Here is a 17615-nt window from a genome sequence, read left to right as displayed (position 1 = left end):
AATGTATAGACATTTAAATTTTAATAAAATATATTTTGGGGAGGTACAAAAAATGGTAAAAATAATGTTAGCTTGTTCAGCGGGGATGTCAACTAGTTTACTAGTTACAAAAATGGAGGCTGCAGCAAAGGAAAAAGATATAGAGGCAGAAATATGGGCTATATCAGAAGTTAACTTAGATAGGGAAATAGGAAATTGTGACGTTTTATTATTAGGACCGCAAGTTAGATATATATTAGGTAAAGCGACAGAGATGGCTAAGCCACACAATGTACCAGTAGAGGTTATAAATATGATGCACTATGGAACATGTAATGGTAAAGCTGTATTAGATAGAGCAATGGAGTTATATAATTCAAAGTAAATTAAAAAGGGGGATAATCAAAATGGAAGCATTAATGAACTTTATGGAAAGACATTTAGTTCCAATAGCATCTAAGGTTGGCTCACAAAGACACTTAGTAGCAATAAGAGATGGTTTCATTGCTATGGTACCAGTAACTATGGTTGGGGCATTTGGATCACTTATAAAAAACTTACCATTAAAACCTTACCAAGATATGTTAGCTAACACTACAGTTGGTCAACAAATATCTGCACTTGGAGGCGATTTATGGTGGGGATCACTTGCAATGATGTCATTATTTTTAGCTGTGTCAGTAGCCTATTCTTTAGCAAAATCATATGAAGCAAATGGTTTACAAGCAGGACTTCTAGCATTATGTGGATTTTTAGTGTTATCTCCTCAAACTGCAGACATAGTAACTGAGGCAGGAGAGGCAGTTTCAGGGTGGGGGTTTATACCTTGGGGTTATGTGTCAACTAATGCACTATTTACTGCTATGGTAGTAGCACTAGTAACAACAGAAATTTATGTAAGATTATCTAAAGTAACTTGGTTAACTATAAAAATGCCAGATGGTGTACCACCAGCAGTTTCTAGATCATTTGCAAAATTATTACCAGGAGTAATAGCGTTATTTATAGTAGGTATAATAGGTATAATAGTAAAACTTTTATCAAACGGATTATTTATAAATGATTTATTATCAACATATTTATCGAAACCTTTAACTGGTATGGCTGACTCTTTAGGAGGGGCTGTGTTTACAGTATTGTTTATCCATGTTTTATGGATATTTGGATTACATGGTGCAAACATAGCACTTCCTGCAGTAGAGCCAATATTAATGGAATTAGGTGGTAAAAATGCTGAGTTAGCATCAGCAGGAGCAACAGAAGGTTACCATGTATTTGCAGGAGCATTTTTAGATGCATTTGTATACTTAGGTGGTTCAGGGATGATACTTGGATTAATAATAGCATTAATAATAGCAGGTAGAAGACGTAAAGAAATGATAGCTTTAGGTGGACCACCAGCATGTTTCAATATAAGTGAGCCTATGATATTTGGTATGCCAATAGTATTAAATCCAATATACATGATTCCATTTGTACTAGCGCCAGTATTATGTACAATAACTTCATACTTAGCTATATCCAGTGGGATAGTAGCACCAGTTTTAATGGCAAAAATTCCTTGGATAACTCCTCCAATATTTAGTGGAATAATGGCTACAGGGCATTGGACTGGTGGAGCATTAGCAGCAGTTAACTTAATAATATCTGTTGTTATATATTTACCATTTGTAGTTGCAGATGAAAGAATGGCAAAAAAAAGATTAGCTAAACAACAAGGTTAGTTAATAATCATAGAGATTGGGTGGTAGAAGATTATGAAAAAAGGTCTTAAGATAGTTACAATAGGGGGAGGATCAAGTTATACCCCCGAATTAATAGAAGGATTTATAAAAAGATATAGTGAGCTACCAGTTAAAGAACTATGGCTTGTAGATATAGAAGCAGGGAAAGAAAAATTAGAAATAGTAGGTAATCTTGCCAAGAGAATGATTAAAAAATCTGGATTAGATATTAAAATTAACCTTACATTAGATAGAAGAGAAGCTTTAAAAGGTGCAGATTTTGTAACAACTCAATTAAGAGTTGGATTATTAGATGCTAGAATAAAAGATGAAAGTATTCCTTTATCACATGGAGTAATAGGTCAAGAAACTAATGGTGCAGGAGGGCTGTTTAAAGCCCTTCGCACTGTACCAGTTATACTAGATATAATAAAAGATATAGAAGAGTTATGTCCAAATGCATGGTTAATAAATTTTACAAATCCAACAGGTGTAATAACTGAAGCAGTATTTAAATACACAAACTTCAAAAACTATGTAGGATTATGTAATGTTCCTATAGGTGTTAGAAATGGAGTTGCAAAGTTATTTGAAGTAGAAAGTGATAGAATATATATGGATTTTGCTGGACTTAATCATATGGTATATGGGCTTAATGTTATTTTGGATGGCAAAGATGTCACAAAGGAAGCAATAGATAAGTTTGTAAGTTCTAAAATAAGTATGGAAAATATAAAGGCAATAGATTTTAACCCAGAGTTTGTTAAAGCTTTAGGTGCTATACCTTGTCCATACCATAGATATTATTATAAAACTAAAGAGATGCTAGATGAAGAATTAGAAGAATTTAAAAAAGGTAAAGCAAGAGGTCAAGTTGTTAAAGAATTAGAAGGGCAACTATTTGAACTTTATAAAGATGAAAGTTTAGACATAAAACCACCTCAACTTGAGAAAAGGGGAGGAGCATATTATAGTGATGCAGCTTGTAACTTAATAAGTTCTATATACAATGATAAAAGGGATATACAAGTAGTTAATACATTAAATAATGGAGCCATAAGAAACTTTAGAGATGATCAAGCTGTTGAAGTTAGTAGTGTAATAACTAGCGAAGGACCAAAACCTTTATCAATGGGATATCTTCCGCAGTGTACTGATGGTTTAGTAAGTGATATAAAATCTTTTGAAATATTGGCAGCCAAAGCAGCCGTATATGGAGATTACGAAAGTGCATTATTAGCACTTTGTATCAACCCATTAATACCTTCAGATGATTTAGCAAAAACTATATTAGATGAGATGTTAGAGGCTCATAAAGAGTACTTACCTCAATTTAATAAGTAGGTGAAATTTATGACTAAACTTATAGTAAATGCAGATGATTTTGGATATTGTAAAGCTGTAAATTACGGGATAATATCAGCGTATAAAGAAGGAGTAGTAAAATCTACAACAGTTATGGCTAATATGCCAGGATTTGAGCATGCTATGAAACTTTTAAAGGAAAATCCAGGTTTGGCATGTGGAGTCCATATGACTATTAGTTGTAATAGACCAGTACTTCCTAATTTGGAAAGCCTAGTAGACGGAAATGGAAGATTTTTTAGGCGAATCACTAATGATGTAATAGATAAGATGAACTTAGATGAAATTTATGAAGAACTTTGTGCTCAAATAGAAAAAGTAAAGAAATACACTGAAATTTCTCATCTTGATAGTCATCACCATGTTCATACTTTAAAGAAACTACAGCCAGTTATTGAAAGGATAATAGAAAAGTATAAGTTACCAATAAGAGGTGGATTTGAATATAATCTAGAATATTCAAAAGTAGTACCTATGTTAGATACTTTTTATAGTGATAATGTGGAAATTGATTACTTTAAGAAGAATATAAATACTTTAAAAGAATATGACGCTTTAGATATAATGACTCATCCAGCATACTTAGATGCATATATTTTAAACTCTACATCTTATGCAATGCAAAGAACAAAAGAGCATGAGATATTGACATCAGAGGAAGTTAAAAAGTATTTAAATGATAACTTTGAATTGAGTAGTTACAGGGACATTTAGGAGGTTTTTTAAATGGATGAAAAAATATTTGAAATATCATTTGGCATAATAGGATATGCAGGGGACGCAAAAGGATTAGCTTTTGAAGCAATAGCCCAAGCTAAAAAGGGGAATATAGAAGCAGCAAGAGAAACTATGAAAAATTCTAAGGAAGTAATAACTAAAGCTCATAGATTCCAAACAGAGCTTATACAAGGTGAGGCTAATGGAAGCAAAACAGAAGTGAGTGTTTTATTAGTTCATGCACAAGATCATTTGATGAATGCCATGAATTTTCAGCAGTTAGCAGAAGAGTTTATAGATTTATACGAAAAATTAGAAAGTAAGTAAAATATTTTTTTATACAAAAGGGTATTGAATTAAATTCAATACTCTTTTGTATTTTATAAAAAGTATATTGATTATATTCTTTAAGATAGTTTGTCATATATTTTTAAATATATATTAAGTTGTATTAATATAGTCAAATTATGATATAGCAAATTGTGTAAATTAGAGGAGTATTAATACTTAATGAAGAAAATATACTAAGTAAATGTAAAGTATATCAAGGGGGGACATTAATGAAAAAAGGGGATTTTATATGGGGAGGAATTCTTCTTATCTGGATACTTATATTAGTTATACCAGTTAGTAGGGATTTATTCATTACTGTAACAGGAGAGTATCCATATGTAAGTGGATTTATTAAATTTGCGGTCTTAGCTACAATGGGAGAGTTACTAGGTATGAGAATAAGTTATGGGTACTGGAAGCAACCAAATGGAGTTATGTTTAGAGCGATTATTTGGGGTGTAATAGGTATTGTTATAACATTAGGATTGCCAGTATTCTCTAAAGGTGTAGAGGCTGCTCAAGAGATGGGAAAGCTTCCTTTTAAAGAGTCTATTTTTGCACATGCATTTTTGACAAGTGCGATTATGAATATATTACAATCACCAGCAGTATTTTTATTTCATAAGTGTACAGATACGTACATAGATATAAGACATTATAAAAATGGAGGAAGAGTAAGTCTTAGAGATATAACAAATAAAATCGACTGGTATACGTACATTGATTTCACAGTGTTAAAAACTATACCATTTTTCTGGATACCTTGCCATACGATTGTATTTTTATTTGAACCACAATATCAAGTTATAGTGTCTGCATTTGCATCTATAGCACTAGGGCTTATACTAGCAATGGCAAATAAATCAAAATTAAAAAGTTTTTAGTAGAATAAAAATATAATAAATTCAAAACATAGTAATGCAATTATGTTTTGGAGGAATTATAAATGAATAAAAAAAGAAATATAAGAGTATTTATGTCATTAATATGTATAGCATTACTATCTTTAATACTTTTATATAATACTGAGTTAGTAGATATATCAAGTAAAGTAAAAGCTAACATAGTAGATAGTATAAAAACAGTAAAGGTTACTGAAGAAAGAAGTAAAATAGAATGTAAAAATTTATCAATAACAGTTAGAATGCCTAAATTATATTGTGATAATAAAAATGCTGAAAGGTACATTAATTCTTTTATCAGAAATAATATAAATAGTTATATAAATCATAAGAGGCAAGATATAGAATTACAAAATAATAAACAAAAAACTAATATATTATTAGAATATAATTTAGCGTTTCAAAGTAAAGATGTAATCAATATAGTTATAGTAAAAGAAACTAAAAGTGGAAAAAATAAATTTTCAACCAACAAAGAAAGTTATGTTTTTGATTTAAAGACAGGGCAAAGAATATATATAGATAATCTTTTAGGAGAAGATGAAAACTATAAAGAATTAATAAAATCTTATATAAATAAGACTATAGATGAAAATAAAATAGATATAGACAAAAATCTAGTAATTATAGATAAGGAAACTAATTTTATAATTGTAGACGGGGGATTATCAATAATATTGGACCAAAATAAAGATGGTAAGATGAGAGAATATGAATTTAAAGTTCCATATGATGTTTTTAATAACAAGGTAAAATCAATAAACACAAAAAATATAATTGCAAATGTAGATACGCAAACAATTACTCAAAATAATAAATATATAAATAGTATATTAAATATTCCTATAATAATATCTTCAAATAAGGATATAGATAAAGAATTAAATTATAAAATTAGAAAAGATATAATGGATTTTTATAATAAAGTTTATGAGAGCGCTAAAAACTATTTTGATAATGTTGATGTATCAAAAGATAAATTTGTTGCAAATGTGGATTATGAAGTTAAAAAAAATAGTGATGATATATTAAGTATAAAAGTAACTTACCATCAATATAGTGGAGGAGCTCATGAAGACTATGAAGATATAAGTTATAATATAGACATGAGAAGTGGAAAAATATTAAAATTAAGCGATTTATTTAAGCCAAACTCAGATTATATAAAAGTAATAAATAATGAGATTAGAAGGCAAATAGAGGAATTAGTTAAAAATAATAAGGAGTATGAAGGTATATATCAATTTGAATCAATAGAAAAAGACAATAAGTTTTATATAGAGGACAATAATATAGTTATTTACTTTGATTTATATAAAATTGCACCATTTGCAGCAGGGATACCAGAATTTAAAATAAATAATAGTATAATAAGTCATATGTTAAAAGAAGAATACTTAGAAATACTAAAATAGATAATAATAAAAAGCTTTACTATTTATATCTAATAAAAATTAGATCATAATCAGTAAAGCTTTTATTATTTAGAAATATATTTTATATCTATATTGTAGGATTTAAAGAAGCTATTTTAGTTACAGCTACATATATTCTAGATATTTCGTACCATGTTTTAAAATCAACAATACCATTTTTAGGTAGGCCAAAAATTCCTTGAAATACTTTAACAGCCTCAGCAGTAGATTCTCCAAAAATGCCATCTTCTTTAACTTTAGGTATTAGAGGGTATGAATTAGAGATTGCATTAAGTTGGTTTTGAATAGTTTTAACATAGTTATTATTAGAACCTACTTGTAAAATTTGGCCAGGGAAAGATATAGGAACACCACTTACGATAGGTGCTTTTTCAAAGATTATTTGCTCACCATAAAATGATCTTAATATACTTTCATAGTCTTTACCTTCATCTCCAAGGTATTTACTTCCCCATTGAGTCATTTGATTTGGGCATTGAGATTTTACACCATCACAATATTGAGCTAAAAGGGGCTGTCTAGAGGTAGGTGGTCTTTTTATAAAAGTATTAAATATATCATCAACTACAACATTAATAGTATCAAAGAAGTTTCTATTATTAATAAATTTATGGTCAAAAGCAGTAGTAGAAGTAATAGTATAGCTATAGCCTTTATTTCTGTACCATTCAGTAAATACTCTATTTAAAGTGAATGAAACTATAGCTATTACATTAGCATAAATAGTTTGTTCAGGCCACGTAGAATATATTTCAGAAGAAGCTACGTTTTTTATATAGTCTTTAAAAGGTATCCAATAGTTAGGAGCTGAAGTATCTTCAGGCATTCCATCATGAACGACTATAAATTCTGGAACTACTGGATTATCAAGAACAACAAACCCAGTAGGAGGTGGTAGAGGTTTTAAACTACTTTCAGGGATTTTAGGCGGATAATCTCCATATAGGGTATGGTCTGGAATATCAAATACTTGTTCATTTTGTCTGGAATAAGAATTTCTAGATCTAGTTTTTAAATTAACAGGAACTGTTTGTCGAGCTTCTACAGTAGCTAAGATCTGCGTACCGTCTATTAAAACTGTTTCATAACCATCTTTAGACACCTCAACAGAATAAATGCTATATGGTCTTATAGGTGAAGAAGGATCTAGTGAATAATTTACATCTGGAGCATCTAGTGTTAAACCTGTGATTTGACCAGAAGAGTCTGTTTTTAAGTTTTCGTAAACTTTAGTTAAACGTTGCTCTGACTCTGGAATAGAGTAGATATTAACAGTAGCATTTTCTATTGGTTGATTAGTATTGCTATCTATAACACTAACCGTTAAGAAACCATCTTGCATGCAATCACCCCTTAAAAATAGTATCTTATTATTTTATAGTATGAATAAACATCTTATTTTGTTAAGGAAAATGGAAATAATATAGATTATACAAAAAAGAAAGAAGTGATTATATGAACATAAATATATTTACATTGGCCATAGCACCAACTATAGCTTATATATTTTGGATATACCTAAAAGATAAATATGACAAAGAACCTATAAATAGGTTAGCAAAGTTTTTTTTATTAGGAGTATTTATGGGGATAATTGCTCTTATTGTAGAGCTTTTATTATTGAAATTAGATATATTAACAGGATATACAAGTATAATATATATATCTTTTATAGTAGCAGGTATGACAGAGGAAGGATTAAAGGCAATTGTATTGATTCCAAATCTTTTAAGAGAAAAATATTTTAATGAAAAACTAGATGGAATTATTTACTCCATGTTTTTGTCATTAGGATTTGCAACACTAGAAAATGTATTATATATCTTAAAAGAAGATAAAAGCACAGTGATGGAGGTTGGATTGATTAGAGCTATAATATCTACACCAGCTCACATGTTATTTGCAATAACCATGGGATACTATATATCTAAATATAAATTTAGTACAGAGAAATTTAAAAAAAGAGAATATTTAATACTATCTGTTTTAATACCAATTTTAATACATGGAGTTTTTGATTTTATATTGATGATAGAGTATAGATGGTCTATTATATTGTTTGTGGTTTATATAATTTTTTTATGTAAATTAAACTTAGACAAATTAGATAAATACATAATTAGTTCAAAAAATAGATTTAAGAGAAGAAAAAAGAGAACGAGGAAGGACGATAAGAATTGACAAAGCTACCTGAAAGATTTTTAAGTGATATGAAAGAAATACTAAAAGATGAGTATGATGAATTTATAAAAACATATGATGATAAAAAAACTACCGGCCTTAGAGTTAATACATTAAAAATAAGTAAAAATGACTTAGATAAATTAAATTTATTTAAACTAGAACAAATACCTTGGGTAAATGAAGGCTTTTATTATGATGAAGATATAGATAGACCCGGCAAAAATCCACTACATGAGGCAGGAGCATATTATTTACAAGAACCATCAGCTATGAGTGTTGTGCCAAAGTTGGATATTAAAGAAGGTGAAAAAATTCTAGATATGTGTGCTGCTCCAGGAGGAAAATCAACATACATACTATCAAAACTAAATAATACAGGATTATTAGTATCAAATGAAATAAACCCAATGAGAATAAAAGCACTAGGAGAAAATCTAGAGAGATTTGGAGCTAAAAATTGTATAATAACAAATACAGACTCAAATAATCTAAAGAAGGTATTTAGAGGATACTTTGATAAAATAGTAATAGATGCTCCTTGTTCAGGGCAAGGAATGTTTAGAAAAGATGAAGTTGCTATAAGTGATTGGAGCTATGCAAAAGTATTAGAATGTCAATCTATTCAAAGAGAAATAATAAGAGATGGATATGAGATGCTTAAAAATGGAGGTACGTTAGTATATTCTACATGTACATTTGCGAAAGAAGAAAATGAAACAGTTATAAATGAGTTTATAGAAGAATATGAAAATGCTAAGCTTATAGAGATGGAAAGATTATGGCCTCACAAGATAAAAGGAGAAGGTCACTTTGTAGCTAAAATACAAAAAAATGAAGAAGAGGATATAAAAACTAAAGAATTAAAAGTTAAAAGATTAGATACAGAATTAAAGGATTTTAGAGAATTTGAAAAGAAATTTTTAAATGAGTCAATAGGAAATAAATTTGATATAAGAGGAGAAAACTTATATCTATTGCCAGAAGAAAGTCCAGAAACTAAAAAATTAAAAGTTTTAAGATATGGACTTCATTTGGGAATACTAAAGAAAAATAGGTTTGAGCCATCACATGCATTGTCTCATTATTTAAATCCAAATCAAGTTAAGTATACAGAGAATTTATCAATACAAGATGAAGAAGTATTAAATTATTTAAGAGGAAATACCATAAATACAGGACAAAGTAGAGGATGGGTATTAGTAACAGTAGAAAATATACCACTAGGGTGGGGAAAAGAATCCAATGGAGTATTAAAAAACCACTATCCGAAAGGTCTTAGAATAAAATACTAAAGTAGCTATAAAAAGGTACTAAGTTATAACTTAGTACCTTTTTATAGTATATATGTAGACACACTTATTTTAAATTTATAGATAAATATAATTATTATATATATTATTCAAAAAAGCCTTAATATATTATATTTAATATGAGCTTTTTTACATAATATAAACCTTCTAGTTTAATAATAAACATATGTGTATTAAAAAGAGGTACAACTAGGAGGGAAATATGAATCCATTAGATAAAAGTAAAGAGTATGTTATATATAAATTTTTACAAAGATATGATTATGATGCGGTAATTGATGTATTAGAAGAAGTTGGTATAGTCGAAGGAGATCTATACCTATTAATGGAATCATCTAAGTATGCTATAAACTTTGACTTTAAAAAAGCATCGATAAGTTTAAAAAAGATGAGCAGTGAGATGTTAAGTAGAAGAGAGATAAAAAGATTGGTTTCTAACCTAGAAAATCTAGAAAATGGAGAACCTGAAGACATATTATCAGAGCTCATAGAAAATATGAAGATACAAATTGTTAATGAAGAGTATATTGATTTTTTGGGAAGGTTATATAGATTAAAGGAAGCATTATTTAAATATATATTTGTAAGTACTAAGGAAAATAAAAAATATAAAGTAAATATGCATGGTTATATGGTATCAAAGAAAAATATTCTATATACATTAAAAAAGAAGTATAATATATATAATGGAAATCTAATAACTGGGGTGACTAACTATATAAATAGGTATATTAAAAAAACAAAAAGAATGGAAAAGGTTGTTGATATATTAAATGGAGAAAGACTAGAAAATTTAATTAAGATTAGACATGAAAGCCCAGTTGGACATGGATTTAAAGGGGTTAGCAAAGAAGATATTGAAGAGTTATATGGCAATCCCATGGAAGTAGTTCAGGACTTAGTTAAAGCATGTGAATTACTAGACTTAGGTATAAAAATGGATAAATATGATAATATAAATGAGATGGCTATACAAATGATAGGAAGTTACACCAATTATTAACTAAATTAAAATTTAGGAGGAGATTATTAGAATGAGTGAAAAATTAAAAAAAGAAGCAATAGAGTGGATTAAGGTAATAGCTACTGCTCTTATTTTTGCATTTATAATAACTCAATTTATAAGACCTACTTTAGTTAAGGGAGAATCTATGTATCCTACTTTAAAGGAAAATGATTATTTAATAATTAATAGAATGGCTTATAAAATAGGAGAGCCAAAAAAGGGAGACATAATAGTATTCCATACGAATTTACTTCAAGACAATGGAAAACCTAAAGACTTAGTAAAGAGAGTTATAGCAACCGGAGGAGATCATATTAAGATAGAAAATTCCAAAGTATATGTAAATGGAAAGTTATTAGATGAACCATATATACATGATAATTATACAGATGGATATATAGATATGACAGTTCCAAAGGGTGAAGTATTTGCAATGGGAGATAATAGAGAGAAGAGTTTAGATAGTAGATATGAAGATGTCGGGTTAGTAAATGAAAAAAATATAATGGGTAAGGTAATGATAAGGTTATATCCATTTAATAAAATAGGAACTGTAAAATAGGTGAATTACATGAAAATTGGTATATCAGCATTATTATATAATCTTGATGAAGCAATAAATTTGTGCAAAGAGATAGATGAAATAAAACATATAGAACTTGGTATAGATAACTTATATGAGTGTGATGAGATATACAAATATATAGACAAGCTTAAAGAATTAAATGTATCTTTAAGTATTCATTTACCTATGGAGTTAAACTTGTGTGAGAATATAGAATTTATTAGACAATCTTGGGTAAGATTTGTAGAAGAAATGAACTATAAATTAAAACATTTAAATATTTGTTACTACAATCTTCACCTAGGGTATGTTATATCTGATAGATTAGATAAAAATAGAGAAAAATATTTAGATATATCATGTAGTATGTTAAATGATATTATAAATAAGACGAAAGCTAATATATCAATAGAAAATACTTATTCTAATAATGGTGATTTATCAAATGTAGGTAACAAACTATATGATTTTGAATATATATTTAATAAAGTAGAAAATGAAAAATTATGGTTTTGTTATGATACAGGCCATAATCTAATCAATAGGGATAATTATATAGACAAATTACATAACAAGATTAGAATAGTTCATTTAAGTGACAATGATGGAAAGAAAGATATACATATAGGGATAAATAAAGGTATATTAGATAAAAAAGAAGTTAAAACTATCATTGACTTAGAACCAGAGTTCTTAATATTAGAGATAAAATATCATGATATAAAGGAAAGTATAGAATATATAAAAGAGATTAAAAAAGAGGTTTAAATACCTCTTTTTAAGTATAAAAGAAAGGAGATTACTATGAAAAATATAACTATCAATGTAGAAGGAAATGAAAAAGTTTATAAAATAGAAAAAGATTCTCCAGGAGTAAAACTAGAAAGTATAGTAAAAGAAATAGATAAAGACTATAAAGGATACATAACATTAGGAGTTATAGACAACAAACTAAGAGAATTAAATTATAGTATAAACAAAGACTGTAAATTAAGTTTTTTAGATACAACTAGCGAAGATGGATTAAGAGTATACTTTAGAACTGTGTCATTTATATTTATAATGGCTTGTAACGAAGTATTTAAAGATTGTCGAGTAGTAATAGAACATTCTCTATCAAAGGGATTATATTGTGAAGTTCATAAAGATGGAGAATTGATAGAGAAAGATGTAGAAGCTATAAACAAAAAAATGAAAGATATAATAGAGTCTAATTATAAAATAGAAAGAATAGACACTAATAAAGAAGAAGCAATAAAAATATTTAAATATAATAAAATGTATGAGAAAGCAGAGCTTCTTAAATACAAGGAACATGATGATGTAAAGATATATAAGTGTAACAATCATATAAATCATTTCTATGGATATATGTTACCATCTACGGGATATATAAAGACATTTGATTTAAAACCATATAAAAATGGAATAATAGTATTAGGTCCAAGTGAAGAAAATAAAAATATACCAACTAAATTTAAAGAACAGCCTAAGTTATCGAGTGTATATCATGAAGCGGAGAATTGGTCAAAGCTTATGGGAGTAAGTAAAGTAACTACACTTAATGAGGTAATAGAAAGAAAAGAGTATGGAGAAATTATAAGAACAGTAGAAGCTCTACATGAGAAAAAATTATCTCAAATAGCAGATATTATAAAAGAAAAAAATAAGAGAGTTATATTAATAGCAGCTCCTTCATCATCAGGTAAAACAAGTTTTGCTCATAGATTATCAATACATCTTAGAGTCAATAATCTAAATCCTGTATCAATATCTTTAGATGATTACTTTGTTAATAGAGAGCATACTCCACTAGATGAATTTGGAAATTATGATTTTGAGTCTATATATGCAATAGATTTAGAGAGATTTAATAAAGATTTAAAAGATTTACTAGAAGGTAAGGAAATAAGTTTACCTAAGTTTAATTTTAAATTAGGAATAAGAGAAGAAAAAGGAAAGAAGTTAAAAATAAAAGAAAATCAGCCAATAATATTAGAAGGAATACATGGATTAAATCCTATGCTAACATCATCAATACCAGATGAAGATAAATTTAAAATTTATATAAGTGCCCTAACTCAAATTAATTTAGATGACCATAATAGAATACCTACAACGGATTTAAGGTTAATAAGAAGAATGGTTAGAGATTATAATTTTAGAGGTTATAGCGCAGAAAAGACAATAATGCAGTGGGAATCAGTAAGACGTGGAGAGAAGAAAAATATATTCCCATATCAAGAGGAAGCGGATATAATATTTAACTCTGCATGTATTTATGAATTAGCAGTATTGAAAAAGTACGCAAAACCATTACTAGAGGAAATTGATAAGGAAAATAGTTCATATATAGAAGCTAATAGACTTTTAAAGTTTCTTCAATATTTTGTTGAGTTATCAGACATATCAGATATACCACCAACATCAATATTGAGAGAGTTTGTAGGTGGAAGTAAAATAGTTGATTAATACTATAAAACCCCTGATGTTGACAGAATATCAGGGGTTTCTGTATTATATATTTATTAGATATTTGGAAACGTAATTAAATTAGGAGGAGAAGTATGGAAAAGATTCTTGAAGAAGTATTAAATTCAAATAGGAAATATACAAATTATGGACAGGTAGCAGGATACATACCAGAATTAAAGAAAGCCAAAAGAGATGATCTGGGTATATGTGTAATAGATAAAGATAACAACATATATAAAGCTGGTAATTGGGATACTAAATTTACGATTCAAAGTGTATCTAAAATAGTTGTTCTTGCGATGGCGTTGATGGATAATGACTGGCAATATGTTTTTTCTAAAGTAGGTAAAGAACCTAGTGGTGATCCATTTAACTCAATAATGAAATTAGAAACAAATGATACTAAAAAGCCAAGTAATCCAATGATAAATGCAGGTGCTATAGTAACTACATCTTTAATAAAAGGTGCTAGTTTAGAAGAAAAAGAAGAAAGAATGTTAAAGTTCTTTAGAAAATTAGCTAAAAATGATAACTTGGGAATAAATTATGATGTGTATAAGTCAGAGAAAATGACCGGAGATAGAAATAGAGCTATGGCTTATCTTTTAAGAAATGACGGGTTTATACAAGGAGATGTAGAAGAATTATTAGATTTATACTTTAAACAATGTTCGATAGAAGTTGACACATTAGATTTAGCACGAATAGGAGTTAATCTTGCATCTTATGGTGTAGACATAGAAACTGGTGAAAGAATAATAGATGAAAAAGTATCAAGGATAGTTAAGACATTTATGGTTACATGTGGAATGTATGACGCATCAGGAGAGTTTGCTATAAAAGTTGGAATACCTGCAAAATCAGGAGTTGGTGGAGGAATACTAGCATCTGTTCCAAATACTATGGGTATTGGAGTATACGGACCAGCTCTAGATAAAAAGGGAAATAGTATAGCTGGTATAAAGATACTAGAAGAATTATCTCAAAAGTTAGAACTTAACATATTTTAAATTATAGAATTTTTTGACAACTACAAGTCCTTAATATATAATTATCTTATAAATAAAACAATTTTTTTATAGGGGTGGGGGAATGAAGGAAGTACTAGTGCTTAGGGACTTAGAATGTATAAAAGCAATTGCACATCCTAGAAGAATAGACATTTTAAAAACATTTGATAAATCACCACTATCAGCAAAGCAATTATCACAATTATTAGATGAGCCTCATGCAAAAATTAACTATCATATAAAAACTCTTTATAAGGTAGGAATTTTGGAGTTAGTAGAAGAAAAGATAAAATCTGGAATAGTAGAGAAGTACTATTACCCGAGTGCAAAAAATATAGTTATTGGGCAAAAGATTCTTAACTTCTCACTAACAGATGAAGAACAACTTAGTATATCTAAGTTTGAAAACATGAGCGAATTATTTTATAGTGCAGCAGAGGGAAATAGGTTGCTTGATGAAAGTATAGTTGAATATCAAAATATATCACTTACGGAAAGTGAACTTATAGAGTTAAATAATGCAATTAAGATAAAAATACAAGAAATCGTAGATTCTAGAAATACTGATGAAAATGAAATAGGATATAACATATCAGTATTGGCAATACCAGTAGAAGAAGCGATTAGCATATAATAAGTATCGACCTTTGTTGATACTTATTTTTTTGGGTATAATTAAAATATAAAATAAATCAAAATATGATAAAAGACATAAGGAGAGTAAATATGATTATAATAGGACCACATATATCAATAGCAAAAGGATATGCAAAAGCTGCAAAAACAGCAGTCGAAATAGGAGCTAACACATTTCAATTCTTTAGTAGAAATCCAAGAGGAGGAAATGCCAGAGAATTTGATACAAAAGATATAGCAAACTTTCAAGAAATAAGAAAAGAAAATAACTTTGGCCCATTATTGGCACATGCACCATATACTATGAACTTGGCAGCTGCTAAAGATGATGTATATGAATTTGGAAGAAAAGTCATAAAAGAAGATATAGAAAGAATGGATTCTTTAGGAATAGAGTATATATGTTTCCATCCAGGCAGCCATGTTGGTGGAGGGATTGATGCTGGAATAAATAAGATAATAGCAGCACTAAATGAAGCCTTAACAGGAAATGAAAATATAACAGTTCTTTTAGAAACTATGTCTGGAAAAGGTACTGAAATAGGATTTGAGTTTGAACAAATAAAAAGAATTATAGATGGTGTAGAACATAATGAAAAACTAGGGGTATGTTTAGACACTTGCCATATATTCTCAGCAGGATATGATATAGTAAATAACTTAGATGAAGTTTTAAATCAATTTGATGAAATCATAGGATTAGATAGATTGAAAACAATACATTTAAATGATAGTATGATGGGATTTGGTGAAAAGAAAGATAGACATTCAGTAATAGGAGAAGGTAAAATAGGATTAGATGCTATTATTAATTTTATGACACATCCAAAGATAAAGGATTTACCATTTTTCTTAGAAACACCTCTTGAAGATGAAGGTCATAAAAAAGAAATAAAAATGCTAAGGGATATAATAGAAACTAAATAGTAAAGTTTAAGTGGAGGGAAGTAGATTGAGAGAATTAGGTAAAACTAATATGAAGGTTAAAAGAGTAGGATTTGGGGGAATACCTATACAAAGAATTACCCAAGAAGAGACTAATAAAGTAATAAATGAACTTGAAGCACAAGGAATAAACTTTATAGATACAGCTAGAGGATATACAGTTAGTGAAGAGTATATAGGAAATGCAATTGAAGAAAAAAGAGAAAAATTTTTTATAGCCACAAAGAGTATGTCTAGAGACTATGAGGCTATGAAAAATGATATAGAAATAAGTCTTAAGAACTTAAAAACAGATTATATAGATTTATATCAACTACACAATGTAAAAAGTGAAGAATATGATGAAATATTTGCAGATAATAAAGCATATAAAGCTTTGTTAGAAGCTAAAAAAGAAGGAAAAATAAAACATATAGGAATAACTAGCCATAGTTTAGAAACTATAGAAAAGGTAGTTGAAAATGATAAATTTGAAACTATACAGTTTCCTTATAATATAGTTGAGAATCAAGCAGATGAAGTATTTAAAAAAGCTAATGAGAAGGGTATAGGAATAATAGTAATGAAACCTTTAGCAGGAGGAGCACTAGATGATGCAACTTTAGCTATTAAGTATATATTATCAAAAGATTATATTGATGTTGCTATACCAGGTATGGAAAGTATAGAGCAGGTAAAGCAAAATAGTGCGGTACTTAATAATCTAGAATTAAATGAAGATGACAATAAAAAAATAGAAGAAATAAAAAGTACATTAGGCAAAAGATTTTGTAGAAGATGTGAATATTGCTTACCATGTCCAGTAGGAGTAAATATCCCAGCCAATTTTTTACTAGAAGGATATTATACTAGATATAACCTTAAAAAATGGGCAAAAGAAAGATATGCATCTACAGTTGGTAAAGCTAATGAATGTGTAAATTGTGGGTTATGTGAAACTAAATGTCCATATAATTTACCAATAAGAGAAATGTTAAAAGAAGTATGCGCTAAACTTGGTTAATAAAAAGAGAACTTAATTTAGATTA

The 17615-nt window shown here is 28.4% G+C and carries 18 protein-coding genes; 17 read left to right on the top strand and 1 reads right to left on the bottom strand.

Annotated elements, in window-relative coordinates; all coding sequences use genetic code 11:
• The first annotated feature begins 52 nt into the window (after positions 1–52).
• From I1959_RS11445 to I1959_RS11415, 7 genes are all read left to right on the top strand, one after another.
• A complete protein-coding gene (locus I1959_RS11445) occupies positions 53–364 on the top strand; it encodes a PTS sugar transporter subunit IIB (protein ID WP_092923391.1) in 312 nt (103 codons plus the stop codon).
• A gap of 22 nt (positions 365–386) precedes the next feature.
• Positions 387–1703 carry a PTS sugar transporter subunit IIC gene (locus I1959_RS11440; protein ID WP_195238335.1) on the top strand — a complete coding sequence of 439 codons (1317 nt, stop codon included), beginning with the start codon at positions 387–389 and terminating at the stop codon, positions 1701–1703.
• A gap of 33 nt (positions 1704–1736) precedes the next feature.
• Positions 1737–3047 carry a 6-phospho-beta-glucosidase gene (locus I1959_RS11435; RefSeq protein ID WP_166506035.1) on the top strand — a complete coding sequence of 437 codons (1311 nt, stop codon included), beginning with the start codon at positions 1737–1739 and terminating at the stop codon, positions 3045–3047.
• A gap of 9 nt (positions 3048–3056) precedes the next feature.
• On the top strand, positions 3057–3782 hold the full coding sequence (gene chbG / locus I1959_RS11430) for a chitin disaccharide deacetylase (protein WP_092923397.1): 726 nt from the start codon (positions 3057–3059) through the stop codon (positions 3780–3782).
• Between the two features lie 12 nt (positions 3783–3794).
• Positions 3795–4112: a PTS lactose/cellobiose transporter subunit IIA gene (locus tag I1959_RS11425; protein ID WP_092923400.1), complete on the top strand. Its 318-nt coding sequence runs from the start codon at positions 3795–3797 to the stop codon at positions 4110–4112.
• Between the two features lie 233 nt (positions 4113–4345).
• On the top strand, positions 4346–5002 hold the full coding sequence (locus tag I1959_RS11420; RefSeq protein WP_092923403.1) for a hypothetical protein: 657 nt from the start codon (positions 4346–4348) through the stop codon (positions 5000–5002).
• A gap of 62 nt (positions 5003–5064) precedes the next feature.
• Positions 5065–6435: a DUF3298 and DUF4163 domain-containing protein gene (locus tag I1959_RS11415; RefSeq protein WP_195238333.1), complete on the top strand. Its 1371-nt coding sequence runs from the start codon at positions 5065–5067 to the stop codon at positions 6433–6435.
• Between the two features lie 88 nt (positions 6436–6523).
• Here I1959_RS11415 and sleC read toward each other — a convergent pair whose 3' ends face one another.
• Positions 6524–7798, bottom strand: coding sequence for a spore cortex-lytic germination protein SleC (gene sleC / locus I1959_RS11410; RefSeq protein ID WP_092923409.1), 1275 nt, complete (start codon positions 7796–7798; stop codon positions 6524–6526).
• A gap of 113 nt (positions 7799–7911) precedes the next feature.
• Between sleC and I1959_RS11405 the strand changes: the two genes are divergently transcribed.
• From I1959_RS11405 to I1959_RS11360, 10 genes are all read left to right on the top strand, one after another.
• On the top strand, positions 7912–8637 hold the full coding sequence (locus I1959_RS11405; RefSeq protein ID WP_092923412.1) for a PrsW family intramembrane metalloprotease: 726 nt from the start codon (positions 7912–7914) through the stop codon (positions 8635–8637).
• The gene (locus tag I1959_RS11400) at positions 8634–9932 is read left to right on the top strand and encodes an RsmF rRNA methyltransferase first C-terminal domain-containing protein (RefSeq protein WP_092923415.1); all 1299 of its coding nucleotides are present in this window, start codon (positions 8634–8636) and stop codon (positions 9930–9932) included. Before I1959_RS11405 ends, I1959_RS11400 begins: the two co-directional genes overlap by 4 nt.
• Positions 9933–10152: 220 nt before the next feature.
• Positions 10153–10953, top strand: coding sequence for a hypothetical protein (locus I1959_RS11395; RefSeq protein WP_092923418.1), 801 nt, complete (start codon positions 10153–10155; stop codon positions 10951–10953).
• Between the two features lie 31 nt (positions 10954–10984).
• Positions 10985–11518 carry a signal peptidase I gene (lepB, locus tag I1959_RS11390; protein ID WP_092923421.1) on the top strand — a complete coding sequence of 178 codons (534 nt, stop codon included), beginning with the start codon at positions 10985–10987 and terminating at the stop codon, positions 11516–11518.
• A gap of 9 nt (positions 11519–11527) precedes the next feature.
• Positions 11528–12289 (top strand): sugar phosphate isomerase/epimerase family protein, encoded by a 762-nt coding sequence (locus tag I1959_RS11385; RefSeq protein WP_092923424.1) that lies wholly within the window; start codon positions 11528–11530, stop codon positions 12287–12289.
• Between the two features lie 36 nt (positions 12290–12325).
• Positions 12326–13993: a nucleoside kinase gene (locus tag I1959_RS11380; protein WP_195238331.1), complete on the top strand. Its 1668-nt coding sequence runs from the start codon at positions 12326–12328 to the stop codon at positions 13991–13993.
• 95 nt (positions 13994–14088) lie between these two features.
• Complete coding sequence (glsA, locus tag I1959_RS11375; RefSeq protein ID WP_166506030.1) at positions 14089–15006, top strand: glutaminase A; 918 nt, start codon at positions 14089–14091, stop codon at positions 15004–15006.
• Positions 15007–15088: 82 nt separating this feature from the next.
• Positions 15089–15640: an ArsR/SmtB family transcription factor gene (locus I1959_RS11370; protein WP_092923432.1), complete on the top strand. Its 552-nt coding sequence runs from the start codon at positions 15089–15091 to the stop codon at positions 15638–15640.
• Between the two features lie 92 nt (positions 15641–15732).
• Positions 15733–16569 carry a deoxyribonuclease IV gene (locus I1959_RS11365; RefSeq protein ID WP_166506029.1) on the top strand — a complete coding sequence of 279 codons (837 nt, stop codon included), beginning with the start codon at positions 15733–15735 and terminating at the stop codon, positions 16567–16569.
• Between the two features lie 25 nt (positions 16570–16594).
• Positions 16595–17590 (top strand): aldo/keto reductase, encoded by a 996-nt coding sequence (locus I1959_RS11360; RefSeq protein WP_176579621.1) that lies wholly within the window; start codon positions 16595–16597, stop codon positions 17588–17590.
• The last annotated feature ends 25 nt before the right edge of the window (positions 17591–17615 follow it).

Source organism: Romboutsia sp. 1001285H_161024_C4 (assembly GCF_015550185.1).
GTDB classification, from domain to species: domain Bacteria; phylum Bacillota; class Clostridia; order Peptostreptococcales; family Peptostreptococcaceae; genus Romboutsia_C; species Romboutsia_C hominis.
This window is presented reverse-complemented; position numbering and strand designations above follow the sequence as displayed.